The following is a 24804-nucleotide window of genomic DNA, read 5'->3' on the forward strand; positions in this document are numbered from 1 at the left end:
GGTTTTCTTAGACAAAACATGTAGGGAAGATAATTGAAGTCCAGACTGCTAAGTAAATAATTTCTTTTTGGCCGTAAAAAGAACGAGAAGGGTCAAAATAAACATACAAAATAAAACTCCTATACTGATAAAGTAGGCGCTGTCGGGCTGATACCCAAATACATGAAATAGATTAATAGAAAAAATGATGAGTGCGATTAAGAAAATCTCAAAAATAACCGCCATTATTAAAAACATGACATAAGGAATCACAATTCCTCTGTGTGAAACATGCTTTAAAGTTAAACCGTCCCAACATAAATCTACGACTTTATGAAAAATCCGCATCATTTCATCCACCTCATAGGCATACTTTTTATAATAGTATGTCCACTCAAATGGATTAAATACCGCTTATATGTTATTTTAGTACATAGTGCTACAAAGCTTCTCTATTACACTATGGAATAAAATTTTACACGAAAAGACTACTTTTGCATTGTCTTTCGTAAATGGATATTTATATTCCTTTCAACTACGAGGAAGACCTTTGGAAAAAGCACTCCATTATTGGTGTTAATTTTCAGAAAAATAGGCGTTACAGACTGAAACACGTATAGAAAAAAATACGTCTAATGTATATATTTTATTTATTAATATTGGGGGATCAATTGTATGTATAAACTTAAAAAACGGTCGATAATCTTGGCTTTAGGCTTGGGATTTTCTCTCGTACTAACTGGATGTGGATCAGAAGGAGAGCAGAATCCAAAGAAGACGAGTGATGTTACAATTGCAGATAAAGGCAAGACGAAAGAGCAATCATCCAATACAAAGCAGGAGTTGGGTAAAAAAGAATCTTCGGAAGCTGGAAAAGTGGCAGATTCTCAAAATAATACCGGAAAAGTAAATTCTAATTCCTCCAGCACATCTATGGTTCCTACTAAAACTTCTAACAAAAAAGTTAATATGAGTGCTGTAACAGCCGTCAGAATTGCTGATCCGCAAATTGGTTGGGTCGGCGGCAATGGCTGGATAGCCCAAACAACGAATGGGGGTAAAGCATGGGCAGTTGTTTATCAAGGATATGGAACCGTGCAGCAAATTTTCGCTTTAAATCAACAGAATGTATGGGCCACATTAAACCAGGGCGGTAACAGCCTTCGACTGCTGCAATCACGTGATGGCGGCCAACATTGGACATTAATCGGAACAACCCCAAATCAAGGGTTTCTGCATTTTGTCACCGAAACAGCTGCTTTAAGCGGAAATGCCTACTCATTAGATGGTGGTAGAACATGGCATCCGATTTCTACTCCTCGAAATATCGTTGGGCAAGCGTATTTTCATGATTTGAAAAACGGATGGGCTGTAACCCAAAGCAAAAAGGTGTTATATGTTCAAAAAACGATAGACGGTGGTAAGAATTGGAGTCCTGTTTTAACGAAAAAGCTCGCTTCACCAATGACGAATGCCGTTATACGCTCTGCAGGAACGAAGGATGCCTGGATTGAATGTATTGGTGGCTCCGGTATGACACAAACCTCTTACTCTGTTTTTCATACTTTGGATGGAGGCAAGTCATGGAAAACAGTTATTGCTAATTCTACTGCTGGCGGGGGTCCCGCTCCTGGATTTAGCAATAATACGACGAACGGGCCAAAAAATAAGGGCTCGAAACCAGGACCGCTTTATGTTGTCAGCCCGCGTGTTGCTTTCTTGGGTGGAGCGTGTCCAGCCTGCGATAATCCAAATACCATTGGATGGACAAAGGACGGCGGAAAAACATGGGTGAACGGAGACGCAGCCTTTAAAGGATACGGCGATGCCTATCTAGCCATAGCTGATGAACATAACGGCTGGTGGATCACAACGGAAAACACCAAACCAAGCATCCTATATACGACATCAAACGGCGGCACCACCTGGACCCATGTCCACACCTTCAAATAGGTGGTTCCAGCAGCATTAAGTGCTTCACTATTTGTGGCTCTGTCCACAAATAGTGAAGCACTTTTTTAAACTTTGTTGCTTATTTGAATGAAAATCTTAGTAATTGACCGATTCTTGGTAATGGAAAAATAAACGTCTTAAGAAAAGATGCCCCGTTATGTGTGTTGCCTTGCATCATGATTACTATGTGAATGACGGGAGCACCATTCATATAAGAGCAGGTCTAGTGTTTGGATGAATAGATATATGGTGAAAGAGTATGCCAAATGCCAGCCACGATAGGTGAAAACATGACATTGAATTGCCAGCCATTCAAACATCATGCCTCCCAATGAACAGACCATAATATAACACAATACGCCGAAGCCTTTCACTTTGAACTTTACATAAAAATAGATAAAAAAATAGGAAAAGGGAGCATAAAAAAAATATAGGAATAAGTCAAATAAATCGAAGTTCGGAGTATCCATGAAATTATATAAGTCCACTCTCGGAGAGGCCAATAGATGATCAAAAATTCTTGCCACCGTTGATCCATACATCATAATCAAAATGGTCGTTCCGATTGGAAATCTTTTTGGGAGAATGAAAAAAATAGTATATACAACGATAATCCCAATAATCACAAACCATTCATTTTCATCGAATTTTCGAGGAAATGGCAGCATTTCATCCAACCTCATTTCTATTCAAAATAGGCTCTTTTCCTCATATTCTCCAACTTAATCTATATAGAAATCGGATTCCATTAACGCCAGAAACAAATTTAAAAAACAAGTGCGCGGGGCGCCTTGAACATCGGCGTATGGATGAGTGAAATTGCACTTCTAATTTCACTTGGTGAAATTGCACTTCTAATTTCACTTGGTGAAATTGCACTTCTAATTTCACTTGGTGAAATTGCACTTCTAATTTCACTTGGTGAAATTGCACTTCTAATTTCACTTGGAGCTAGAGGTAGATTATTTTTACAAAAGCTATCAATAAGGTTAATTTTGTAAATTTTTAAACAATAAATAATCAAAACGGAACGAAAACTACTTTATTAAAACCTGATATCCTCGAAAAAGCATTGTAAGGATGAAGAGTCCCAAAGCGAAAGCGAGGAGTGACATCCATGATTGCCAACCAATATAACGGATGACATCCCAATTCACAAGCCAGCATTCCACTCCAAAAAGAATTCCTAGAAATAGAATGGAAACTCCTATTTCCATCCATATCCCTTTCACTTTTGGAAGCAAATTGAAATAAAAAAGGACTATTAATGGATTCAGGATTATCTCATATAATCGAAAAATAATAAAAAGCTCGGTACTTTTTCCAATTGTCCAAGCATCGAGATTTATATATACAGTGGCATAGTAGCAAATAGATATAAATTCTACCATCATTAAAATAAATAAATTATCCAATCGATTTCGCTTATTTTTCATTAAGAAAAAGCAAATTAGACAAATCATTATAATATCCATAAAAAAAGCAAGCTTCATATTCATCCACTCAACTCGCAACATATTCTACTTCTTTATTAAGTTGGTTATATTCCCTCCTTTTTATACCAAAAAAATGATGCCAGGCACCAAAAGTGAACATTTGTCCACAACTGGTACCTGGCACCATTAGAGCAGAACATTAATCCGCACTGGCCAAGAATTCCCCTACTACTCGAATATATTCCTCTGGTTCTTCGAGGTAAGCCAAGTGAGCACTGTTTTCATAGACATGGAATTTTGCTCCCGGAAGCAATTGACTGTGTCTTTCGACTGTACTCGGAGCTGCCTCGTCGTAACGGCCGCATGTAAAAAGGGCAGGAATCTGAATTTCCTTTAAACGCTCCGTTACATCGAAGCTTTTCAGGTTACCAGTCGTACAGAACTCAGAAGGTCCCCACATCGTGTTGTAGACCACCTCATTCGATTTCGCGTATTCCGACTCGGTTTCCTTTGGCTTCGAATCCAGGCGATAGACGAAACGTTTATTAAATTCCTTCATCGCCTGCTTATACTCCTCGGAATCCGTTGTACCTTCCCGCTCATGTCTCGCTAAGATTTCTTGAATATCCTCTGGAAGTTGTTTTAAATGAACCTTTTGATCGCGCTCCCATTCCGGTGCACTTAAGCACGGACTAGAAAAAATAACGCTTTTAACCCCTTCAGGTTTTGTAAGTAAATAGCTCGCGGCAAGCATTGTCCCCCATGAATGTCCTAATATATGTAGCTTCGAAAGACCGAGCGCTTCTCTTATTTGCCCTAATTCTTCTACAAATCGATCTACATTCCATAACGATAAATCATCCGGATGATCTGATCTCCCCGAACCAAGCTGATCATACAAAATAACAGGACGATGGTTCCCGAGTTCCTCCAACTTAAAAAATGGAACATGTGTCCCACCAGGACCACCATGAAGAACAATAACCGGTGTTTTATTACCGTCGCCTACTTTTTTATAAAAAACCTTTCCACCTGTTACAGGAATATAACCTTCAGCCATACCCAATCATCCCTTTTCTTTTTTTGTAAAAAATCTTCCCTTAGAGGATTTAATGTAATTTTTAAAGAACGAACTTCAAAATCGCTTTAGCAACTCCATCCTCATCATTTGCTGCAGTTATCCAGTCAGCCGCTTCCTTCACGGTTTCTTGTGCATTTCCCATCGCTATTCCAATACCCGCACTCTGAATCATCGCAATATCATTTAAGCTGTCTCCTACCGCCATCACATTCTCCATCGTAATACCTATGCGTTCACAGACCTTTTCCAGTGCATTCGCTTTACTGATTCCATATGGATTCACTTCCAGATTCGTCGGACTGGAATTTGTAACCTGAAGCGTCTGCTTATTCAATTCTTCTAAAACCTTGTTTCGCACCTCGTCATCTTCTATATCGAATCCAAATTTTAACCATTGATGCTCCGATAATGCTATTTCCTCGGGGAAATCATCCCGAAATACCTTGTCGACTGTAATGGCCCAAAACTTTGTATTATGATGCTTTTTCAAATCCCACATCATTTTGATTTGCTCTATCTGAAGCAAAGTACGATCCAGTAATTTACCATTAGAGTCCCAAATTTCACCGCCATTTACTGTGACGATAAAAGAATTGAGTTCTAGAGAACGGGCATAATCGACCACATGTTTAAAGGGACGACCTGTGCTCAATACAATATGTACACCTTTTTCCTTCGCCTTCAAGATTGCCTCTCGATTAGCCTCGGAAATTTCATGCTCACTATTAAGTAATGTACCATCCATATCCAATGCCACTAAACGTATATTGCGTTTTTGAGTATGATTGTCCAATTCAACCTTCCTCTCTTTCGTATTCCCATCACCTCTATTGTAGGCAAAAAGGAAAACGAAAGCCAATAAGAGCCTATCGAGTGATGTCTCTCGATAGGGCGCCTAGCACCATTTATAACCACCACTGGGATTGAGGGAGAAGGACGGTTGGAAGGCTAAAGTGGTTTTCGAACCATGATTTCATTAGGGTTTTGACTACCATATATTCCGATGCCGAGTGGGAAACTCCAATTAAGGACATTGTAGTTTCCTTTGCGTATTCCTTCATTAATGCATACTTATGCCTTCCATAATCATTATCGATATGGCAATGGATTTCCCCCGTTATATACGCCTGAACCCCCAGGCTCTCTGCTTCCTTCATCCATTCCACTTTATCGCCGCAGCCTGCTACGATAGCAATCTTCTTAATTTCCTGCTGCTTCTTTCCTTCAAAATCTACATATGGAATCTCATAATCCTTTAGAAGTTTTGCAATGATTTCATCCGTCGGGACAGCAGGAATATCACAAACATAAATGAGGCTTTGCCCTTTTTCGTTTTTCAAAAAGCCATCTGTTACCACAGCACCTAATTGTTTCGCCATTGCTGCATTAGTACCAAGCTCCTGATGATAATCCATTGGTACATGACATGTATAAACGGACAAATCTTTTTCCTTGATACGTTTCAAGTAATCCTCCGGGATTGGTACAAATCCACGACCCCATTTTCCCCTAGGATCCCCGCATTCCATCACTAAAGGATGGTGCATGAAGAGAAGATCCCCTTTTGTTCCTTCCTCTATGAATCGCTCGAGCACCTCATCTGTCGGAAATACTGCCAAAAATACCTTCTCGACATCTTCCAATCCTCTCAGCATTAATCCATTAAAAAACTGTGTAAAATCCTTCTCAAAAAACTGCTGCCAATCAAAGTGGATTGGATCATAGACACCGGGCAGAAAACGGCTAAAGGCAGAGTCCTTGCCAAACGATTTTATTTCAAATTCTTGATCTAATTTCAAAACGATATCATTTAATTTCACCATTTATCATTACTCCCCAAGAAACCTTTTAAATATATCAATGGGATACGTTTCCACTTTCTCCAGCCGCTGTAAGATTTCCTGCACGACATGAGGATCCCTTACATCATTTGTATCCATATTTTTTATCTCTTCCAGTGTCACCCAATGGGCATTTAATATTTCCGCAGGATTATATCCTAGGCTTCCGCCTGTTATCACTCCTGTAAAATGAAACATGATTACCTGATGGTTGAACGAGCTGATGAAGTTGTATACTCCCGTGGTACTGGTTAACTGGATATCATACCCCGTTTCCTCTTTTGCCTCTCTGCAGGCTGCATAACAAATATCTTCTCCAAGCTCCATCCGTCCAGAAGGAAACCCCCACTTTTTACGAACATGCTCCTTGTTTTCCTGAACCAGCAGGATCTTACCATCCTTCATTACAGAAACACTAACCACCACAACCATCCCGCTATTGATTTTCATTCATGCATCTCCTTTCTGATGCCTCGCACCACTACTACTCACTACAGAAAAAAGGCGATTTTTCTAAATCGCCGGTAGGTTTATTTTTATTCTGTTATGCTTGCGGGTAACTCTCCGCCCCCATATAACGATCTTTGATGATGCTGCGGTGATGGAGTTCATGCCCGGCGATAATCCAAGCTAATGCTCGAACGGTTACAGGCGATTCATTAGCACTTCCACCTCGCGTCCACATTCCTTCATCCAATGATTTTAATAAAAGGACATTTGCTTTACGTACCGCTTCAAAGTTATCCAATAGATCCTCAGCGGACAATCGATTAAAATCAGCGGCCTGCACATAGCTGTCCTCATCAAAACCAGGTAGTTCTGCCATCTCCCCACGTGCAAAGCTAAGAAGGCGATAACTCATAATACTTTCCGTATCAGCAATATGGCCAATTACCTCTTTAATCGTCCACTTGTCCGGACCATAGCGGAAATGTGCCTGTGACGGCGATATATTTTTCAATAATTTTACCGTGTCCTGTACCTGCTCTTCTAAAATTCCAATGATATCCCCTTCAGGAACTAACTGTATATAAGTTGAATAATAAGGTATGTACTCGTTTGATTGTGGTCTTTGATTCATTTTCTTTCCCTTCCTTCATTTGTTTTATTTATTGTTAGCTCTTTTCTTAAACTTTGTTTCATTTCCAGATGAGAACCTTAGTAGCTTCCTATATTTTGTAGAGAATGAGTAACCTTTGTAAGAGAAGATGCCTCGTGCTGGGACTATATTAAGATTTATATCTATTTACGAAAAACAACTATCTATATGAAAACAGTATTCTACAAAGTATGGTGTTTCACCTTCCCTAAACAGATATAAGATAATTCAAACCTAACACACAAAAAAACTGGCTCGAAAGAATCACCATCCGTATCCTTTCAACCCAGTTTCCAATACGTACTATCCTTAAAAATCGATGCAATTACATTTTCCCAAGCTCTCCAAGTATTCAACCGCAATGGGTATGTCTGCTTTTTCGCGGAGAACTTTATTCCCAAGGGAGCAGAAGAAGGCACCTTTTAGGGCAGCCTTTTCTTAGGACAAAAAGCTAAACAATAACGCTAATATCATTCCTACAACAATGAACGCGATAATTGTGTAAAAATTCCTGTACCAATGCTCAATTAGCTGTTCCGACAACATATTGTCTTTCTTCGCCATTTTTATTTCACTATTAAATTTATATAAACGCGTAGCAGGTATTAGAAACAGTACAATAGCAATAATACCGATTAGAATCCTCAGGCATTCCTTCATTTTCTGTCCTCGATTCATTTGACGTTATCTTATTTTATCATTTCCTTTTTTTTGTGACATGTATCCTTTAGAACTTTCGAAATTCTGTCATTTTTTTGCTAAAGGTTCTTTTCTTAAACTTTGATGCTTTTTCAGGTGAAAGTCCTCTAGTAACGGAATAGAAAAAAACTTCGTAAGACAAGATGCCCCCAGCTTATGTGAAACCAGCTATACTATCAAGCGTATTTATTTTCTTGCAATTAAGGTAAACAATCCGGGGATTCTCTCTTCTATTCCTTTAGGTGCTTCCTCAGGAAAGGCCCAGCGAACTCCTTTTTCTTCTTCCAAGCTATTTATTTGCAGTCCAGACTGTACAATCGCGGTGACTATTTCTCCTAATGTCCAGCGGCGAAGCAATGTTTTTTCAAGGGCCTGCCGTTCTTCTTCCGATAAAAGAATGCTATACGCTACCTCTCCCTCTTCTATCTCTTGATTAAAATAATTCCCGCGCTCCCCTTGATTTACTACCTTTACGGCAAAAGGATGGTACTCCCTTAAAATAAACATACCTCCAGGTTTCAAAGCATCATAGATTAATTCAAAAAGAGAGTTAAGTTCCATAAAATAGTGCAGTACTCCTAACTCTAAAATTATATAATCAAAATCCGCCAGTTTTTCTTCGTCCGGAATAGCCAACACATCCGAAACTATGTATTTTATTTTCACCCCTGCACTCTCTGCCAATTCCAAAGCATACTGCTGATTTTCCTGGGAAAAATCCACTACTGTCACATCCGCTCCAAATAAAGCAAAAGAAACTGCCTTATTTCCTTTCGACCCTAACAAATTCGCGATCTTTTTCCCTCTCACATCCCCCATATAAGGCAAATAATTACGGACGGATTTTTCCGGTTCCTGCTTCAAAATTTCAGCATATTCACTTGGCAACCCGTGGCGATTCACCCAAGCCCGGTAGGCTGCTTGATTCCAGCCTCGTTGATTCATTGCACTCATTTGTTCTTGGTTCATATAGACACCTCGTAGGAAATATATTTTTATGTACACTTATGGCCGATCATTTCCATTTGAAATGATTTTTTTCTGGCTCATCAACGATATCATTACAATCCTATTCTGCAAAAAAATCTATTCTTGTGAAAAGAGTATTATTCTCGCGAATTTGGTGGCTATTCTCGCGAAAATGAACTATATTCTCGCGGAATTACTGCCTTTTCTCGCGAAAATAAACTATATTCTCGCGAATCGTGACTTTGTACCCACAAAAAAATAGCACAAGTGCCACATCCCTAACGAATTGATTTCGTAATTTACTTTTCGTTGATTTCAATAAGCTGCTACCGCTAGACAGAGCAATACTAGTAATGTAATTTTTATGTAAAAATAATTAGTTGGACGATCACCTACAACCAATGTTCAAACCAATTACCTCAATATCAATACCCTTTCCTACTTCACCACTTAATTTGAAGAAATGACGCTTCAGCCATATCCAAAATTTCCAGCCTTTCCCCTGCACCACCGTCAATTAGCGAAACCATCTCCCGCGCTGTTGCAAAGTTAAAAATAACATATCCTGTTTTTTCATTATCAAATGCACTTGGAACAAAGTGATCTACCTTTGCCAACATCCACACCGTATAAGTATCCGTCGATTCCCAGTACCACGAGGCAATTGGATGCCTTTCCTTGCCCGCTACAAGCCCTACTTCTTCCATCAATTCTCGATCAAGAGCTTCGTCAAGAGTTTCTTTGCGCTCTAGTCTACCTCCTATCGTGGTCAGAACCTTTTCCTCTTTATCCCACGCCATGACAATATCTCCATTGTCCATTATTGGTATACAATGAACGCCTGCAATTTTTTTGTCATTAGGTAGTTCTGTTATTTTTTCTAACATTAAATATCCCCCTTAACGGCATCATGAATATTTTGCTTGGGATCCACTGAAATCTCCGTTTATTACTATATTCACTTGCCTAGTTACTCTCGCTCTCACTAAAATTCTATTTTTAACATAACATTTCCTGTTTTTTGTAGAGCAAGTGTTATTACAGCACATATAGATAAAAAAACTACACCCTTACAGAGTGCAGTTCTAATCTCATGCTTTATTTTCAAAAATAAAATCAACATCTTCATCCTTCAAGACAACTTTCATATCGTGGTCCTTTAGGAACCAAGAATCCTCATCTGTGAAATAGAAAGTGATGCCCTCTACCTCATCCTTTATTCCGACGTTTCCTTCTTTCCCAATAGAAATTCCTAGATAATAATCTTGATGAACCGTAGGAATACCTCCATAAATCTTTACAACAAATTGAACAAAGTCTCCTTTATTCAAATCTAATTCGGAAATATACCATTCGGCTGCTTCTTTCGTTACTTCCAGTTTCATGTTAACACCCCTGATTTCTCGAATCTCTCTATTATTATGTCCTTAAAGTAAAAATATTGAAAGCAAGAACGTTTTTATTTGGTAAAAAATACACTCCGAATAAGTGTGCCCTGCAAATTATCGATTAATCCAATTTCCTTTGGTTAGCATGATTCATGAAAATGTGTAATAATTTGAATAATACAAAATTTGTTACTAACAATGGAGGTAAGCATGAATTATAAATTACCACTGTTATTGGTTGGAACAGGAGCTTTTTTTTGGGGTATCATTGGTGTTTTTGTGACAAATCTTTATGAAATTGGCTTCACACCTATTCAGGTCGTTGCCATTCGGGCAATATTTTCCTCCGTATCGCTATGTTTGTATATCCTTTTTAAGGATCGCATGCTTTTAAAAATTAAACCTTCGGACAGCAAATATTTTATTGGTACTGGAATCATCAGCTTTGTATTATTTAATTGGTGCTTATTTCGTGCGATGGAGGTCACTTCCATCTCTATTTCTGTCATTCTACTCTATACTGCACCAGCATTTGTGGCCATCTTTTCAAGAATCTTCTTTAAAGAATGGTTCACGATTCGGAAGCTGTTTGCTTTATTGGCTACCTTTATTGGATGTGCCTTCGTAATCGGTGTCTTTCCTGCATTTCATGGCTCTATCTCTTTATTAGGGTTTATATTGGGTCTAGGCTCCGGTCTTTTTTATGCATTGTACAGCATATTCGGAAAGTACGCCCTGCAAAAATATAACACGATGACCGTCACCGTTTACACGTTTATTTTTGCAGCGGTCGCAGTTACTCCTTTCAGCAAGCTATGGAGCGTCGCCCCTTTGTTCACTACACTTGATGCATGGTTCAACATTATTGGTCTCGGACTTTTTTCAACACTATTAGCCTTTCTTTTATATACAAAAGGCTTGACGAAAATAGAATCCAGCCGTGCATCCATTATCGCAACGATCGAACCTGTTGTGGCATCGATTATGAGCTTTCTCGTGTTCGGCGAAACATTACATTTTTGGCAGTATATCGGGATTATCACCGTTCTTGCAGCAGTTGTTTTTGTACAGGAATCTGTTAAAACAGGAAGGAAAACTTTTTCTATTAAAAGATTGTCCTGAAATACTAGAAGAATAGCACGAACAAGGGGTTCATTAGCACGAAAAATAACGCAAATGGCACGAAAAAGTGAATAAATGGCACAAATTAGGTATTTAGAACTACCTTAATAGTTGGTCTAAGTAATAGATTTTAGCTCTACCAACTCCAGATGAAGGTAAATTCATAGATTTAGTTATATTGGTAACAATATTTTTAGGAGTTAGTTGGAGGAATTCACGGATTTCTTGATTGCTAATAGATGTCCCAAATAGAAGTGCATAATCCCGTAACGCCAAGGCATATGCTGTTTTTGAGCTAAATTGACATAGGAGGCAAAGCCATTTCCCATGTAATCTCTTCATGGGGATGGCCGAGCAATTTGGACAGTGGACACCTGTGAGGATCTCGCTTTTGTGAATATGGAATTTTACCATGACATCATATTCCTCTGGGGTATGTTTTTTTACTAGGAGACTAGCTAGCTTATTCCATTCCCTGTTCGAAAGCTTTACTTCTTTATACAGTTTCTCGTATTTAGAAATCTCGAAGTTAATGTGAATCGCCTTTGTTATATGCTGGTATTCTTTAGGATCTCCTATCGTTTTGATGATGGTCGAGGGATTGCTGATGACAACTAGAGGAAGTATGGGTATGGCCGGAAATTTATGCTGGTGCAGCCATTCTTTTAATTGAAGTTCATGCCGTTTTACTTGAGTAACCGGATCTTGATAAGCTTTTTCCACTTCACCATTTTGTTGTATAAGCTGATGAAAGTGACGATCGAATATGATGGTCCCACCCATATTTTTGACATCCAGTATGGAAATAAAATAAGGACTTGAGATGAGGGTATCGATTTGAAAATATTGTTTGCGGATATTTCGAAGTCTAAGATCATGAAGAATATGATAGTTTTTTTCATCCATAAAACTTAAATGATAATCTAAAGATTTCTCGCCATAATATCCTGCTCTTCTTTTCGTTAATTCTTCGAGGATTTGCGACTTTTTCGGATGTTGAGAAGGGATTCTTCTATTCAATGCTTCCAGTTTTTCTAATTTAATCGGGATTTTTCGTTCCTTTTTTATCATAACTTCAACTCCTTTCTCTATTATCTACTCTTATTCTACAAAATTTGCAAATCCCCTTGTTAAATGGCACGAAAGTTAAATAAATAAGCATGAACTGTAATCTGAACGACACTAATCCTCCCTAAATTGGCACGAAATAACCAATAAACGGCACGATTTAGGCATTAATACCTAAATCGGCACGCTCACTTTCTTCAAATTCCCCAATGTGAAAAAGCTCAACAAAATAAGCACCGCAAAGGCCAACAAAATATTATTGATTCCAATTTGGCTGATAAGAGTACCTGTTAGTAATGCAGACGAAATTTTTACAAAAGATGCAAGAATGGTTCTTAATCCTATGACTCTCCCAATATATTCTTTTGTTGTATTTAATTGAATAAGTGTTTGGACAATTATTAAGTGTGACATGGTGAACAGACCTAGGATGAAGATACAGATTACAGCAGCTATCTTGAAATCATTCCAGTATAGCAGGAGTGCAGAGACCATCATCCCGGCCATTGTTATGAGAATGACCCTCTGTTTTAGCTTCCGCAAGAAATAGGTAACAATCAGCCCCGCCACAATTCCTCCAATGGAAAAGGCCATTTCAAAAGAGGAATACAAGCCGCTCGCTCCGTGGAACTGTTTGGCGAGTGGGAGCATTAAGGTTGTCGTCATTTGGATGCTGATGCTGTTCAAGATGGAAAGAAATAATAGAAATTTCATTCCTGCCTGACGATCGATAAAGTTCCATCCTTCAACTATCTCAGAAAAGTATTTAATTTTACCTTCTTTTGTTATCTTTGGCCTTACCCTTTTTATTAAAAAGTATAGAATGGCTGCAGCTAAGAAGGTTGCGGAATTAATGAAAAAGCTAGTAGCTAAAGAAAGCTGCACCAAAAATACACCAGATGCCCCCATACCAACTAAAGTCGCGGCCTCACTGAAGGAGGATGCCTTAGAAATAACAAATGGAATATCCTTGTCCAGAAATGCTTCCTTCACGAAGGATTGGGATGCTGGCTTATAAATGGTGTAACAAATCGCAAGTGCAAACTGCAATATGTAAAACAATGCTGCTGATTCGACTTTGAATACAATCAATCCTGCCATGATAAAAACCAATAAAAAACGAAGAAGATCGGTTGCAACGACGATGTTTTTGGAATCACGATGATCTACATACACGGAAAGAAATGGTGTCAACAACATGCTCGGCAAATAATAGATGGCAATCATAAGCCCGATGGATGCTGCCTCGCCGGTCAAGTGGAAAATATACCACATTAATGCAATCTGTTGAATACCATCTCCAAAGCCTGTAATCGTAATACCTAATAGATAGTTCACTTTATTTCTCATCTGAAGGACCTCTAATCGTTCTATTTTTCTTCAGTATAAAATGATATTTTCATAAGTGAAATTAGAAAAATGCTATAATCAGGCATAAGATTTTCTTATGAACAATTCAAATAAAAAACCCCAAGATAACAGTATCTTGGAGAATTAAAAAAGTTTCTCAACCCCCAGCCACTCATCCAAATCCACACTTCCTTGGATTGATAACAATCGATAAAAATACCGATATGGAAGTCGAACCGTCTGAAGGTCTGGTATTGGCATAATATTTTCATATCCATGCCTAAAATCCTTGGCTGCCTGCTCATCCAGCACATATTCTAGTGCGATAAAATCCAGCTCTCTCGGTGCCAGTACATACGCTTCCGTATCTACTAAACCTGTAACCTTTCTTCCATCCGATAAAAACTGAGAAGGATCCATATCCACTAACACAAAAGAGGAGTATTCAGGACGAGGCAATGTATGTAAGAGCTCCCTTACACTCGGAAGCATTCTTACGATTTTCTCATTACCGGAGTAAAATCTAGATACTAATTGGTCTGTACATCGGCTCAAATGAAGATGAAATTGTTGGAGCGAAATTTGAAAGGTACCTGCAGGATTTCCGGCATATGCTTCCCGATGCTGATGAATTCTAGCCAATCCCTCGCCGAGACTTTGCAGGACAGAGGAAGGCTGATCCATAAAAGAAGCAACAACTTGCCCCTCTAATTTTTCCACCACCACATACTCTCTAGTGGATTTCCCTTTTCCGATTACTGCTGGTATGGGAATAGAGGTGATTTTCTTTAATTTATTATTTACACTCTCTAATTCCAATACATTTCTAGGATCGATTCCAAACGTATGCTTGATGCCCCACCAAAAATCATTGTTTGGTTCTTCTGTTAATCGAGAGGCCCGCACCACAACCTCTTGATTCTTTGTTTTTACAAGCCAAACATCACTGGCATGTCCTGAATAACCAGGACTCAGTTCATGAATTTCTTTGATTGGTTCTTGGAATAAAAATTGTAATTCCATTCAATATCCACTCGATTCACTGACCAAAAATTATAAGTTATCCTAAGTATACCATTCGATAATGAAGGAAATAACGAAAAATGTAAAAATGCCAGTCCTGTGAAAAGGTACAATACACATATAAAAAAAAAGAGCCTAGTTTCCTACGAAACTAGACTCTTACACTATTAGCTGCGAATTCTATGAATCTCATCCGCAACAAACTGTACATTTGTACCAACAATAACTTGAATGCTGGTAGTGCCAACAATATTTATTCCAGGAACACCGGTTGATTTAATCTTGCTTTGATCGACGGCATTCATATCTTTTACTTCCACTCTTAAGCGTGTAACACAGTTATCAACGGATACAACATTAGCCTCTCCGCCTAGACCTTCATAAATTTTTTCAGCCATTGCGGTGAATCTATTCCCTTTACCAGTAGCTGTTGCCGCTACCTCTTGTTCCATTACGCTTACGCCTTCTTCCATTTCTTCTCCTCGACCAGGAGTCATGAGGTTGAATTTTGTAATGATGAAACGGAATACGAAATAGTAAATTACCGCAAATACTAAGCCTTGTACCAGTAGCATTAATGGCATATTCGCGATTGGAATTTTTAAGCTTAATACAAAGTCGACTAATCCGGCACTGAATCCAAATCCTGCTGTCCAATGGAATAGAGCAGCAATCATTAAGGAAACGCCTGTAAGTATAGCATGCACTACATAAAGTGCTGGCGCTACGAACATGAAAGAAAATTCAAGCGGTTCTGTAACCCCTGTAAAAAATGATGCAAAGCCTGCAGCCATCATTAATGATGCTACTTGTTTTTTGTGCTTTGTTTTTGCGGTATGATACATTGCAAGAGCTGCTGCTGGAAGACCAAACATCATTACTGGGAAGAATCCAGCTTGGTACATACCTGTAATACCTTTTGTACCATTGGATGCCCAGAAGTTTTTAATATCATCGATTCCTGCAACATCAAACCAGAATACTGCGTTTAATGCATGGTGTAAGCCGATTGGAATCAATAAACGATTGAAGAATCCATATAAACCAGCACCGAATGCACCTAATTTACTCATTCCTTCTCCAAATGATACTAATGCCGTAAAAACAGGAGGCCATATAAAGAATAGTACAACGGAAACGATTATCATTGAGAACGCTGTCATTATTGGTACTAACCGTTTCCCACTAAAGAACGCTAGGAAATCCGGTAATTGTACTTTACTAAAACGGTTGTACATAATAGAAGCGATTATACCTGAAAGAATACCGATAAATGCATTATCAATTTTTCCAAAGGCTGGATCTACTTTACCAGCGTCAATATGTTTTAACATTGCTACAGCGTCTGTTGAAAGTAATGTTGTAACAACAAGGAACGCAACTAATCCGCTGATAGCAGCTGATCCGTCCCTTTGCTTAGCCATACCTAAGGCGACACCGACTGCAAATAGAATTGGTATGTGATCTAAAATCGAACCACCCGCTTTAAGTAAGAAAGCTGCTGCTGGACTTCCAGCACCCCAACCATCTGGATCAATCCAATGACCGATACCCATTAGAATCGCTGCAGCTGGTAAAACTGCTACCGGCAGCATTAACGAGCGGCCAATTCTTTGTAAATATTTCATTACCATTTTTGGTTTCCCCCTAAAAAGTTTTTTCTTCTCTTCTAAAAAACAAGCGAACTTATTTTATTGGGTTAAGAATGCTATACAAACCGATGTACAGGATCAAAAATAAATTAAAATAATATCTGAGACGTTAATAAACATTCAATTTGTAAGCGTATTCATCCCCCGCAGCAACACTCCCTTCAAATGTGTTATGGAGGCATTTTTTTACGAAATGATTGTAATCAACCACGGTCTCGCAAAAAAAAGCCTCTATTTGAAAAAGCAAAATGCTTTATTCAACCCATTGTTTTCTTAAGCGCTCTATGTGAAGGGTGATATATCCTAATTCATAATCAGGTAATTGGATATCATAATTGGAGGATAGCTCCTTAGCAACTTCCATTGCACATTGGTAGGATAACGAGAATTTCTTTTTGATCATATCGAGCATTTCATCGTCCATCGTGTGCGATTCTTCCTGATTAACCCTTGTTAAAGCAAATCTTAAATGAGTAATAAGGCGATGATAAGAGATATCATCTTCTTTTACCTTTATTTTTAAGAAAGTCATAATCGTTTCTACGATTTCTCTAATAATAGTGGTTTGGATGACCGTTTGCCGCATATCGCCTCCTTGAAGCTTCATGGTGTGAATATGGAGAGCGATATAGCCTGCCTCATCTTCGGGCATTTGGATATGATATGTTTCCTTAATATAATTTAATGCCCACAGACCAATTTCATATTCCTTTTTATATAAAATTTTGATTTCATGCAAGAGCTTGTTTTTCAATGCGATGCCTTCTGCTTCGCGCTCCATAGCATAGGAAAGATGATCTGTTAGTGCGATATGGATATGCTCATTTAACTTTGTTCCCAAATATTCTTCCGCATAGGAAATGATTTTTTCTGAGATGATAAAATGCTCTTCCGGAATTCGATTTAGCAGCTGCTGAAGCTTTTCATTTTCCTTCATAACGAAAAGCTTTTCTATTTTAGAGGTAATGACGATGTCATTTCGTTTCTTTCCAAAAGCTATTCCCGCTCCAACAGCAATTTTCTCCTGCGAGCCATCCAGCACAATGACAGCATTATTGTTCAGAACCTTCGTTATCTTCATCCGAATCCCCATCTCCTTGTTTTCACTACTGTAAACAGTGTATCATTTTCCGGATGCTGTTATCATAACTGTCTGCCCTTGAATGCCTTTTTTCTCCTCTGTGTAGGTGAACTGCTTATTCCCTTCCGTACTATTCGTAATAACAATAGGCGTGATGGTGCTTTTCGCATTTTTTCCGATAAAGTCCAAATCTACATCTATTAGTAGCTGGCCCATGGACACTTTATCTCCCTCTGAAACTTTAACGGTAAAGCCTTCCCCTTTTAAGGCAACCGTTTCTAAACCAATATGTATCAAAATTTCCGTTCCATCCTTTGCAAGAATTCCTATGGCATGTTTGGTTGGCGCAACCTGAATAACGCTTCCGTCAACAGGGGAATGGATTCCGCCATTTGAAGGTAAGACTGCAATTCCTTCTCCCATCATTTTTTGACTAAAAACCGGATCCGGAACCTCCTCAATCGGAAGAATCTCTCCATCCACCGGTGCATATATCTCTAATTTTGCTTTTTTAAACAGATTTGAAAGCATCTATAAAACTCCTTTTATAGCATTTTTTCAACAAAAAAAGGCATAGCGGTATCACGAAGGAATCAATATTGGACCTTCCCTTTACCACCATGCCTGATCGTATCAGTAACATGTGATGCAATATTATTTAAGTATTAGGTAAATATTATCATGACTTTATTTTGATTTCAAGGGAAAGCGCTAACATTTTTCTAGATGTGGTGACTGGCGCCACTTATTTCTCTTTTATTTTAGATATTCCATGAGCCAGCAGTCTCTAAGCTCGCCCTCATGCATTTCATGCTTTGGCAGGTGTTTTACTTTTTTCATTCCGCATTTTTCGTAGCAGGCGATGGCACGTTCATTCCAGCATTGCGGGTCCATAACAACTCTATCTGCTCCCTTTTCCTCCACAAGATATTCGATCATCGAATGGACGAGGAGCTTTCCGATTCCTTTGCCCCAATAATCGACTTCCCCGATGAACTGATCCGTTCCATAAATTACATCATTCAATCCTGCATACCCATACTCTTCTCTCTCCTCTGCTTCTATCGGATAAAACTGTATATATCCAATCTCTACTCCCTCGTATTCTACTAAACAACCAATTACTTCTTTATTTTTTCGATTATAAAAGTGATCCGTCACCAGCTCCCAATCATGTGGTTGATCCCTGCCCTCGTAGTATTCAAGAACACGCGGATCGGAAAGCCATTTCACTAGCTTTTCTTTATCTTCCTCTTCTAGCTTTCTAACCGTTAAAGAATCTTTTTGAAAAATCATTTGTGAGCTCCCTTCACACTTATGATATTGAAGTTCTCTAAATAAATGGAATCTCCTCCTTTTAAAATTTGGTTTAATCGGATCTATTCATTAATAAAAGGGTGACCCTTAAAAAGAGTCACCCGGTTTGATATACTTAATTTTTCCCTTTAATTCGTTTAACAGATAATCCCATTCCTTCGCTTCCTTGGAATTCATATTTTTCGCATAAGGATGTTCGCTCCCAATCATATAATAGAATCCAACATTTTTGCTTTTAGTAATTTTCTTTAAAAAAGGATGCTCCGTATAATAGCTTGATCTTTCTTGTTTTTCGGATAAACGGATTAGCGTTATTATATTAACTTCCTTTTTCAAATGTTTATCTTTATATGCAAAGAAAGTACAAGGCGGATTTCCTTCTTCATTTTTACACGTGGAATCCTGGATCACCAACTTATCGATCATATCTTTTGGCAGTTGAAGCTTATATCCAAGTTTACTTTGGAATGTTTCCACCTTTGGGATATCCACATCTTTAATGGACTCATTTGTGTTCCAAATTCCGATTGTTTTGCTGGACCCCGGGAAAATACCGTTAATGTACCATTGATTATCCTTTTTAAGCAAATGTAAAATAGCCTCGTCTATACCTACTTTTCCTGCTGACGTATACAAATCGAATTCCACTTTATAGTCGATGCTTTTATCCTTTTTCTCTATTTGGCTGACTCTGTAGGATTCCACCCACGGACTTGATACACCCGTAACCCAATGGCTTCTTTCTAAAGACTTTTTTGAGGCGGCCTTCTTTTTGTCAGTGAAAAGTGCATATTGAAGGGCACCATTCCGATCTTTAACTGCCTTTGCCCAAGTATTTGCTGATAACGCAGGCGTGGTTGGCACAACACCTTTCTCCAACATTTCTAATTGCTCTTCCATGGAGCTTTTTTGAACAACCTTATTCGTTACTTGTATCTTTGGCTGATTAGAAGATACTTGTGCAGTAGCCGAAAAGGAAGCCGTTGAAATTCCTAATACAAGTGCTGCAATTATCATAATGGTTTTTTTACTCATTCTCGTTTACCTCTCTGTGTATGTTTTTTTGACAAGGGCACTTGCCAATTCATATATATAAACGAGTGAGCTTTATTTTAGTAACACTCATTTAATAATATTTTTTCGTCTTTAAACGTGGATCATAAAGGAATAGCATTGATTGATCTCCACTCCTTTTTTCCAATACCAATTGTTCTCCTTGCCAAAAGACCGTGTGACTATTTCTAAAGTCTCGGATCTCTTTTCCCGTTTTCACATCCAATAGGCGAACATTAGGATTGAAGCTTTTGGTTTCCACAAAATAATCGACCGCAATATATTGTCCTGTTGAATCCAACGAAAGTTGCTCTACTACTATACTTCCCTCTTCTGGATTCAACTGACTGAACAGCCTGAATGACTTATCTTTTCGATTAAATTGAAGCAATGTAACTGCAGATTTTTCCGGTTCCTCTCTCATTTCCTGCAGGCAAAAGATAACTGTTCTTTCATCATGATCCATAAGGAGAGAGCTAATTCGAATATTCTTTGTCTGAATAAATTCCTTTGGTACATCCTTAAGTGAAAAAAGATTTTCTTTTGACTCACCATTTACATACTGAACGTTACCATCTATTTCTGTTAATTCCCTGTTAGCTATTTCTTTTACCTCTTTGATTAAATAATGATCTGCTTTTTTCATCAGCTTAAATTCATAGATGGATTTTTTATCATATGGATTAGCTGTATAGGTCCAATAAACCTCCGCTCGGACAATCGCTACATCTTTTTCCTTTTTCACATTCAAGATTTGAAAGCCTGTTTGATGCGGATTGGAGTAGGTTAGGAACTCAGGTGGGTGCTCCATCATACTTTTTGCATAATCGTCATCCCTTACAATGAGTGCCTGCAAATATCTTTCCACTGTGGCTTCCGGTGAAATTTCCTTTGCACTTAAGGAAACCTTCATTATTTTCAATGGTTGATTTTCTTCGTTTTTATACTTTTTTAGGACATATAAATCAAGTCCGCTCGTGCTCCAAATAGAGGATAAATATTCGTATTGCCCTTGTTTCTTTTCACGAGCAAGAAGATTCATGGTCACCTTCTTCTTCGTATCCATATTAAGATCCGATATCCATACATTTTTAACTTTGTCTGTTTTCTTCACATAGGAAATATAGCTACCATCTGGCGACACGGAAGGATTTTTGCCATCATCCACTATCTTTTCATTTCCGTTCGAGATATTTCTCACTATGATTTTTCCTTGACGCTCGAGGACGAGCTTCTGTTCCTTTTTTATAAAAGAAGGATGGTCACCAGTAACTACTATCTTTTCTGCGCCCGACTTAAGATCGATTTCCACTATTTTAAGTTCGTTCCTTTCTTTCCTCACAGCAAAAAAAGAACTATCTGTCTTCCATTCCGGATTACTATAGTTATAATTTGAAGAGCTTCTAATTACTGCTGTTTTCTTTCGAGACTTTAAGTCAAAAAGATATATTTCGCCTTTATGTGAAAAAAGGAAATGATCATCAAATTGACCTTGACTTAATGTATCCGCAGTCTCAGAAGTAATTTTTGCTAGTCCCCCATTTACATAACGATAGATCCCTTTCTTTTTAATAGAAACTAATAATTGCCCATTGTATTCAGCATAAGCTGTGATTTCCCCACTTCCTACGTCAAAAAAGGAAATAGAATTCATAATATTAAGAGCACTTGCTTTTGTTTTTGAAGTTTGGAAGCTATTGAATAACAACCCGAAGAGAAGGACAGCACAAGCAACACCTGTCAGCCACATTTTCTTCCATATTGAGGATTTTGGCTTTTTCACAAATTGTATCCGAAGCTGATGTTTGAATGAATCATCCACATATATTTGCTTTTTTAATTCATGCAGATGCTTCTCTATTTTTTCTGCATCCATTATGACTCCCCCAAGCATTTTTTCATTAATACACCGATTTTCTTCGTAATTCGGTGAGATTTTACGCGTAAAGTATCTTCTGCCCTTTCCAAGACCATCGACATTTCTTTAAATTTCAATCCGGCAAAATATCGTAAATTGGTAATCTCCAAGTCTTCCTTGGACAAATGATGGAGGCTTTTCTTCAAGCATTCCATTTCCCCCTCTTGATCAAAAGGGTCCTCGAATGGCAGCGGTTCGAAATAAAAGTCCATTTCATCTTTTACCAAAAAGCTCTTCTTTTTCCGGTAATAATCGTACACTGTATTGCGAGCAATCGTTAAAAGCCACGCCTTCAAATTAGATCTGTCTTTTAATGAAGAAAAATTTTCATAAGCCTTTCGAAACGTTTCACTTACAATATCCTCTGCGTCCCACCTATTGCCTGTTTTGACATAAACATATCGATATATATCATCAAAGTATTGGTCATACACACTAGTAAATTCAACAATCAAGATTTCTCCCCCCAAAAATGGCTATATAATATAACGATTAAAAACTAAAAACGTAACAGTATTTGAAGAAAATTTTTCAAAAAAATATTTTCTTACTTGTCTAATTATTTAGTATAGTATTGTTTGGGGGGATTGTAGATGGCTTTGGAAATGAGAAATCAATGCGAAAGATGCAATACACCGCTGTTGGACGAGGGAGATGCCTATATCTGCAGCTATGAATGCACTTTTTGCCGGGAATGTGAGCAACAGATGGGATCCATTTGTCCGAATTGCGGAGGCGAACTCGTCAAAAGACCTAAAAGAACCATTAAGAGTTAAGGAGTAAACAATGAAAGATTTACATAAATTAGCTATCGAAATTGCAGAAGTATACGGAAGAAAGGAAAAAGTCCATTCCGTTATGTTGGCAGGCTCGGTTTCTCGTGGCCTTTGTGATGAATTCTCGGATATAGAGCTTTATGTCCTATGGGATCATGCTCCATCTGATGAAGATCGAAAAGACGCCATGCATCAATTGGATGGAACATTAATATCCTTTTTCGATTACGAAGATGAAGAGTGGTCGGAGGCTTATAGTGTTCAAGGTGTAAAAATCGAAGTGAGCAATTTTCTAGTCTCTACTATTGAAAAGGTAATTGATGATATAACCATAAAAATGGAGATGGATATCGACAAACAAGCTATCGTCGCTTCTGTTCATGATGGCATCCCATTATACGGGAAGGAAAAAATAATAGAATGGAAAGATCAGGTCAAAACGTATCCTGAAGAATTGAGGAGGAATATGATTGAAGCTCAGCTTTTTTTCAGTAGCAGATGGTCGGCTCGAGAGGCTTTTATCCACAGAGGTGATTTCTTTATTTACCAAAAGGTTGCTTCTGACGTAATGGATAAAGTTTTATTTATCCTTCACGGCTTAAACGGTATGTATGTAGTACATCCGGCGTTTAAATGGCTTTCCTATACCATTTCCAAAATGGGCAGAAAACCGGAGGATTTGGAAAATCGTATAAAACAAATTATTCATTCCCCATCCATTCAAAGCATGAGGGATCTGGAACGATTACTTTCCGAAACAATGGATTTAGTGGAGACGTACATGCCTTCCATTGAAACACATGGTTTTAGGAAGCAAATAACGGGTTCTCGTTCTATTAAGTAGAAATAGTTGGCTGAACTCCACACTCGTATTTTTCAGCGTAGAGTTCGGCCACTATTCATTTTGACCCTATACATTTTTTTATATCTAAAATCGCCTGGAGATGCATTCCTTCATGAAAAATAGTTCTAATTAACACCTGCTCAATCGTATGCATTCCCATTTCCGTTGGAGCAAATTCCACTTCTAGCTTATCTCCGTAAACTTCTCTAATTCGCGATGGCTGCTCTTTTAAAAGTCCCTTTAGTTCTTCCAATGTTGGTGTCTCGTCAGTAAAATCAGCAGGGGACGTTCCAAACCCAAACCAAGCTCTAAAATGCTCCGGCACGTTCGAATTATCTTTTGTAATAGCCCTTATCCAATCAAACTGATCAAGATACATATGACCTAGATTCCAGCGAATATTGTTGTTAAACCCTTTCGGAACAATTTCCGCTTCTTCTCGTGTAATAGTACTCACCACATCTAACACATAGCTACGATACGTTTCCAACTGATTAAATAAAATCTCATGTCGTTTTTCCATCGAAAATCTCCTTAAATATATTTAACAAGTTATTCGACGGAAATATACCTTTCTCCTTTTTTTAAAGGATTGCAGTTTAGTAATAATGGATGGTTACAGCTGTTTTTCACCTATATGCATTCGTTGTAACGCTATTGCACCAGGTGGAGTTGAAACAAATATCGGCGCTTCTATGAAAAGCATAAATGAATTCGGGTTTGGTCGCACAAAGGCAGTACAAGGTGTTATGCCGCGATTAGGAAAACCAGAAGAAATCGCACAAGTTGCCCTATTCCTAGCTTCCGATGAATCCAGCTTCGTCAACGGTGCCATCCTAGTAGCGGACGCTGGTTGGACGGCACCGTTTTAATTAAATATGGGATTGTGGGTCTTTGTGAGTGGTGTCAGGCATGGTAAGTGGACAATCTGCCCGAAGCATCTACTAAACTAGTAGACCAAATCACATGTGTGATTTGGTCTTTTTATTTATAAATTTCGTGGACACCTGTTCCGTTATCTGTGACAAAATGGGGGATTTCGGTATGTTGGTGGACGGAGGTTCCGTTGATATGAACAAAACTGTCAAGGCCCGAGCGATTTTTTCTGTTTTTGGGCAACCTTAATACAGAAGCTAGTGTTGCTTCTTTTTTGAT

At 38.3% G+C, this 24804-nt stretch carries 28 protein-coding genes and 1 pseudogene; 6 read left to right on the forward strand and 23 right to left on the reverse strand.

Annotated features, from left to right (window positions below; translation table 11 throughout):
- Positions 1-48: 48 nt before the first annotated feature.
- Positions 49-330 carry a hypothetical protein gene (locus KHA87_RS13915; protein WP_249310396.1) on the reverse strand — a complete coding sequence of 94 codons (282 nt, stop codon included), beginning with the start codon at positions 328-330 and terminating at the stop codon, positions 49-51.
- Positions 331-654: 324 nt separating this feature from the next.
- Between KHA87_RS13915 and KHA87_RS13920 the strand changes: the two genes are divergently transcribed.
- Positions 655-1932 (forward strand): WD40/YVTN/BNR-like repeat-containing protein, encoded by a 1278-nt coding sequence (locus KHA87_RS13920; protein ID WP_213094760.1) that lies wholly within the window; start codon positions 655-657, stop codon positions 1930-1932.
- 155 nt (positions 1933-2087) lie between these two features.
- On the opposite strand, the gene KHA87_RS13925 is transcribed toward KHA87_RS13920, so the two are convergent.
- Positions 2088-2600 (reverse strand): hypothetical protein, encoded by a 513-nt coding sequence (locus KHA87_RS13925; RefSeq protein ID WP_213094761.1) that lies wholly within the window; start codon positions 2598-2600, stop codon positions 2088-2090.
- Positions 2601-2723: 123 nt separating this feature from the next.
- On the opposite strand from KHA87_RS13925, the gene KHA87_RS13930 reads away from it, so the two are divergent.
- A complete protein-coding gene (locus KHA87_RS13930) occupies positions 2724-2933 on the forward strand; it encodes a hypothetical protein (RefSeq protein WP_213094762.1) in 210 nt (69 codons plus the stop codon).
- A 36-nt stretch (positions 2934-2969) separates the two neighbouring features.
- Here KHA87_RS13930 and KHA87_RS13935 read toward each other — a convergent pair whose 3' ends face one another.
- The 10 genes from KHA87_RS13935 to KHA87_RS13980 all read right to left on the reverse strand — a co-directional run bounded on the left by KHA87_RS13935 (position 2970) and on the right by KHA87_RS13980 (position 10442).
- The gene (locus tag KHA87_RS13935; protein WP_213094763.1) at positions 2970-3425 is read right to left on the reverse strand and encodes a hypothetical protein; all 456 of its coding nucleotides are present in this window, start codon (positions 3423-3425) and stop codon (positions 2970-2972) included.
- Between the two features lie 142 nt (positions 3426-3567).
- Positions 3568-4428, reverse strand: a complete 861-nt coding sequence (locus KHA87_RS13940) for a proline iminopeptidase-family hydrolase (protein ID WP_213094764.1) — start codon at positions 4426-4428, stop codon at positions 3568-3570.
- Positions 4429-4489: 61 nt separating this feature from the next.
- Positions 4490-5242, reverse strand: a complete 753-nt coding sequence (locus KHA87_RS13945) for a Cof-type HAD-IIB family hydrolase (RefSeq protein ID WP_283249449.1) — start codon at positions 5240-5242, stop codon at positions 4490-4492.
- Positions 5243-5354: 112 nt separating this feature from the next.
- Positions 5355-6272: a Nif3-like dinuclear metal center hexameric protein gene (locus KHA87_RS13950; RefSeq protein WP_213094765.1), complete on the reverse strand. Its 918-nt coding sequence runs from the start codon at positions 6270-6272 to the stop codon at positions 5355-5357.
- Between the two features lie 6 nt (positions 6273-6278).
- The gene (locus KHA87_RS13955) at positions 6279-6740 is read right to left on the reverse strand and encodes an NUDIX hydrolase (RefSeq protein WP_213094766.1); all 462 of its coding nucleotides are present in this window, start codon (positions 6738-6740) and stop codon (positions 6279-6281) included.
- A gap of 94 nt (positions 6741-6834) precedes the next feature.
- Complete coding sequence (locus tag KHA87_RS13960) at positions 6835-7371, reverse strand: DinB family protein (RefSeq protein ID WP_213094767.1); 537 nt, start codon at positions 7369-7371, stop codon at positions 6835-6837.
- A 456-nt stretch (positions 7372-7827) separates the two neighbouring features.
- Entirely contained in the window at positions 7828-8067 is a 240-nt protein-coding gene (locus tag KHA87_RS13965) for a hypothetical protein (RefSeq protein ID WP_213094768.1), read from the reverse strand.
- 207 nt (positions 8068-8274) lie between these two features.
- Positions 8275-9057, reverse strand: coding sequence for a class I SAM-dependent methyltransferase (locus KHA87_RS13970; protein WP_213094769.1), 783 nt, complete (start codon positions 9055-9057; stop codon positions 8275-8277).
- Positions 9058-9500: 443 nt separating this feature from the next.
- Positions 9501-9944 (reverse strand): NUDIX domain-containing protein, encoded by a 444-nt coding sequence (locus KHA87_RS13975; protein WP_213094770.1) that lies wholly within the window; start codon positions 9942-9944, stop codon positions 9501-9503.
- Between the two features lie 204 nt (positions 9945-10148).
- Positions 10149-10442: a HesB/YadR/YfhF family protein gene (locus KHA87_RS13980; RefSeq protein WP_213094771.1), complete on the reverse strand. Its 294-nt coding sequence runs from the start codon at positions 10440-10442 to the stop codon at positions 10149-10151.
- Between the two features lie 213 nt (positions 10443-10655).
- On the opposite strand from KHA87_RS13980, the gene KHA87_RS13985 reads away from it, so the two are divergent.
- Complete coding sequence (locus KHA87_RS13985) at positions 10656-11567, forward strand: DMT family transporter (RefSeq protein ID WP_213094772.1); 912 nt, start codon at positions 10656-10658, stop codon at positions 11565-11567.
- A 99-nt stretch (positions 11568-11666) separates the two neighbouring features.
- Here the strand turns inward: KHA87_RS13985 and KHA87_RS13990 are convergent, their stop codons facing one another.
- The 10 genes from KHA87_RS13990 to KHA87_RS14035 all read right to left on the reverse strand — a co-directional run bounded on the left by KHA87_RS13990 (position 11667) and on the right by KHA87_RS14035 (position 22484).
- On the reverse strand, positions 11667-12638 hold the full coding sequence (locus tag KHA87_RS13990) for a nuclease-related domain-containing protein (protein WP_213094773.1): 972 nt from the start codon (positions 12636-12638) through the stop codon (positions 11667-11669).
- 171 nt (positions 12639-12809) lie between these two features.
- Entirely contained in the window at positions 12810-13985 is a 1176-nt protein-coding gene (locus tag KHA87_RS13995; protein WP_213094774.1) for an MFS transporter, read from the reverse strand.
- 144 nt (positions 13986-14129) lie between these two features.
- The gene (locus KHA87_RS14000; protein WP_213094775.1) at positions 14130-15008 is read right to left on the reverse strand and encodes a phosphotransferase family protein; all 879 of its coding nucleotides are present in this window, start codon (positions 15006-15008) and stop codon (positions 14130-14132) included.
- A 167-nt stretch (positions 15009-15175) separates the two neighbouring features.
- Positions 15176-16642 carry an N-acetylglucosamine-specific PTS transporter subunit IIBC gene (nagE, locus tag KHA87_RS14005; protein ID WP_213094776.1) on the reverse strand — a complete coding sequence of 489 codons (1467 nt, stop codon included), beginning with the start codon at positions 16640-16642 and terminating at the stop codon, positions 15176-15178.
- A 271-nt stretch (positions 16643-16913) separates the two neighbouring features.
- Complete coding sequence (locus KHA87_RS14010; protein WP_213094777.1) at positions 16914-17741, reverse strand: PRD domain-containing protein; 828 nt, start codon at positions 17739-17741, stop codon at positions 16914-16916.
- A 42-nt stretch (positions 17742-17783) separates the two neighbouring features.
- Positions 17784-18272: a PTS sugar transporter subunit IIA gene (locus KHA87_RS14015; protein ID WP_213094778.1), complete on the reverse strand. Its 489-nt coding sequence runs from the start codon at positions 18270-18272 to the stop codon at positions 17784-17786.
- A 225-nt stretch (positions 18273-18497) separates the two neighbouring features.
- Positions 18498-19037 carry a GNAT family N-acetyltransferase gene (locus KHA87_RS14020; protein ID WP_213094779.1) on the reverse strand — a complete coding sequence of 180 codons (540 nt, stop codon included), beginning with the start codon at positions 19035-19037 and terminating at the stop codon, positions 18498-18500.
- A 108-nt stretch (positions 19038-19145) separates the two neighbouring features.
- Positions 19146-20093 carry a hypothetical protein gene (locus KHA87_RS14025; RefSeq protein ID WP_213094780.1) on the reverse strand — a complete coding sequence of 316 codons (948 nt, stop codon included), beginning with the start codon at positions 20091-20093 and terminating at the stop codon, positions 19146-19148.
- A gap of 91 nt (positions 20094-20184) precedes the next feature.
- The gene (locus KHA87_RS14030; protein WP_213094781.1) at positions 20185-21987 is read right to left on the reverse strand and encodes a TolB family protein; all 1803 of its coding nucleotides are present in this window, start codon (positions 21985-21987) and stop codon (positions 20185-20187) included.
- Complete coding sequence (locus KHA87_RS14035; RefSeq protein WP_213094782.1) at positions 21987-22484, reverse strand: RNA polymerase sigma factor; 498 nt, start codon at positions 22482-22484, stop codon at positions 21987-21989. The genes KHA87_RS14030 and KHA87_RS14035 overlap by 1 nt, the downstream gene beginning before the upstream one ends.
- 138 nt (positions 22485-22622) lie before the next feature.
- Here KHA87_RS14035 and KHA87_RS14040 point away from each other — a divergent pair, with 138 nt between their 5' ends.
- Positions 22623-22805: a DUF1272 domain-containing protein gene (locus tag KHA87_RS14040; RefSeq protein ID WP_213094783.1), complete on the forward strand. Its 183-nt coding sequence runs from the start codon at positions 22623-22625 to the stop codon at positions 22803-22805.
- A 10-nt stretch (positions 22806-22815) separates the two neighbouring features.
- Positions 22816-23649, forward strand: coding sequence for a DUF4037 domain-containing protein (locus KHA87_RS14045; protein WP_213094784.1), 834 nt, complete (start codon positions 22816-22818; stop codon positions 23647-23649).
- Positions 23650-23704: 55 nt separating this feature from the next.
- Here the strand turns inward: KHA87_RS14045 and KHA87_RS14050 are convergent, their stop codons facing one another.
- Positions 23705-24172, reverse strand: coding sequence for a DinB family protein (locus KHA87_RS14050; protein WP_213094785.1), 468 nt, complete (start codon positions 24170-24172; stop codon positions 23705-23707).
- A 118-nt stretch (positions 24173-24290) separates the two neighbouring features.
- Between KHA87_RS14050 and KHA87_RS14055 the strand changes: the two are divergent.
- Positions 24291-24521, forward strand: a pseudogene (locus tag KHA87_RS14055) (SDR family oxidoreductase); the annotation flags it as partial.
- Positions 24522-24804: the final 283 nt, after the last annotated feature.

Source organism: Bacillus sp. FJAT-49736, assembly GCF_018343615.1.
Classification (GTDB): Bacteria; Bacillota; Bacilli; order Bacillales; family Bacillaceae_C; genus Margalitia.

Coding starts and splice junctions, on each gene's coding strand:
- KHA87_RS13915 (WP_249310396.1), bottom strand. CDS start 330: ATGATGCGGATTTTTCATAAAGTCGTAGATTTATGTTGGGACGGTTTA.
- KHA87_RS13920 (WP_213094760.1), top strand. CDS start 655: ATGTATAAACTTAAAAAACGGTCGATAATCTTGGCTTTAGGCTTGGGA.
- KHA87_RS13925 (WP_213094761.1), bottom strand. CDS start 2,600: ATGCTGCCATTTCCTCGAAAATTCGATGAAAATGAATGGTTTGTGATT.
- KHA87_RS13935 (WP_213094763.1), bottom strand. CDS start 3,425: ATGAAGCTTGCTTTTTTTATGGATATTATAATGATTTGTCTAATTTGC.
- KHA87_RS13940 (WP_213094764.1), bottom strand. CDS start 4,428: ATGGCTGAAGGTTATATTCCTGTAACAGGTGGAAAGGTTTTTTATAAA.
- KHA87_RS13950 (WP_213094765.1), bottom strand. CDS start 6,272: ATGGTGAAATTAAATGATATCGTTTTGAAATTAGATCAAGAATTTGAA.
- KHA87_RS13955 (WP_213094766.1), bottom strand. CDS start 6,740: ATGAAAATCAATAGCGGGATGGTTGTGGTGGTTAGTGTTTCTGTAATG.
- KHA87_RS13960 (WP_213094767.1), bottom strand. CDS start 7,371: ATGAATCAAAGACCACAATCAAACGAGTACATACCTTATTATTCAACT.
- KHA87_RS13965 (WP_213094768.1), bottom strand. CDS start 8,067: ATGAATCGAGGACAGAAAATGAAGGAATGCCTGAGGATTCTAATCGGT.
- KHA87_RS13970 (WP_213094769.1), bottom strand. CDS start 9,057: ATGAACCAAGAACAAATGAGTGCAATGAATCAACGAGGCTGGAATCAA.
- KHA87_RS13975 (WP_213094770.1), bottom strand. CDS start 9,944: ATGTTAGAAAAAATAACAGAACTACCTAATGACAAAAAAATTGCAGGC.
- KHA87_RS13980 (WP_213094771.1), bottom strand. CDS start 10,442: ATGAAACTGGAAGTAACGAAAGAAGCAGCCGAATGGTATATTTCCGAA.
- KHA87_RS13985 (WP_213094772.1), top strand. CDS start 10,656: ATGAATTATAAATTACCACTGTTATTGGTTGGAACAGGAGCTTTTTTT.
- KHA87_RS13990 (WP_213094773.1), bottom strand. CDS start 12,638: ATGATAAAAAAGGAACGAAAAATCCCGATTAAATTAGAAAAACTGGAA.
- KHA87_RS13995 (WP_213094774.1), bottom strand. CDS start 13,985: ATGAGAAATAAAGTGAACTATCTATTAGGTATTACGATTACAGGCTTT.
- KHA87_RS14000 (WP_213094775.1), bottom strand. CDS start 15,008: ATGGAATTACAATTTTTATTCCAAGAACCAATCAAAGAAATTCATGAA.
- nagE (WP_213094776.1), bottom strand. CDS start 16,642: ATGGTAATGAAATATTTACAAAGAATTGGCCGCTCGTTAATGCTGCCG.
- KHA87_RS14010 (WP_213094777.1), bottom strand. CDS start 17,741: ATGAAGATAACGAAGGTTCTGAACAATAATGCTGTCATTGTGCTGGAT.
- KHA87_RS14015 (WP_213094778.1), bottom strand. CDS start 18,272: ATGCTTTCAAATCTGTTTAAAAAAGCAAAATTAGAGATATATGCACCG.
- KHA87_RS14020 (WP_213094779.1), bottom strand. CDS start 19,037: ATGATTTTTCAAAAAGATTCTTTAACGGTTAGAAAGCTAGAAGAGGAA.
- KHA87_RS14025 (WP_213094780.1), bottom strand. CDS start 20,093: ATGAGTAAAAAAACCATTATGATAATTGCAGCACTTGTATTAGGAATT.
- KHA87_RS14030 (WP_213094781.1), bottom strand. CDS start 21,987: ATGGATGCAGAAAAAATAGAGAAGCATCTGCATGAATTAAAAAAGCAA.
- KHA87_RS14040 (WP_213094783.1), top strand. CDS start 22,623: ATGGCTTTGGAAATGAGAAATCAATGCGAAAGATGCAATACACCGCTG.
- KHA87_RS14045 (WP_213094784.1), top strand. CDS start 22,816: ATGAAAGATTTACATAAATTAGCTATCGAAATTGCAGAAGTATACGGA.
- KHA87_RS14050 (WP_213094785.1), bottom strand. CDS start 24,172: ATGGAAAAACGACATGAGATTTTATTTAATCAGTTGGAAACGTATCGT.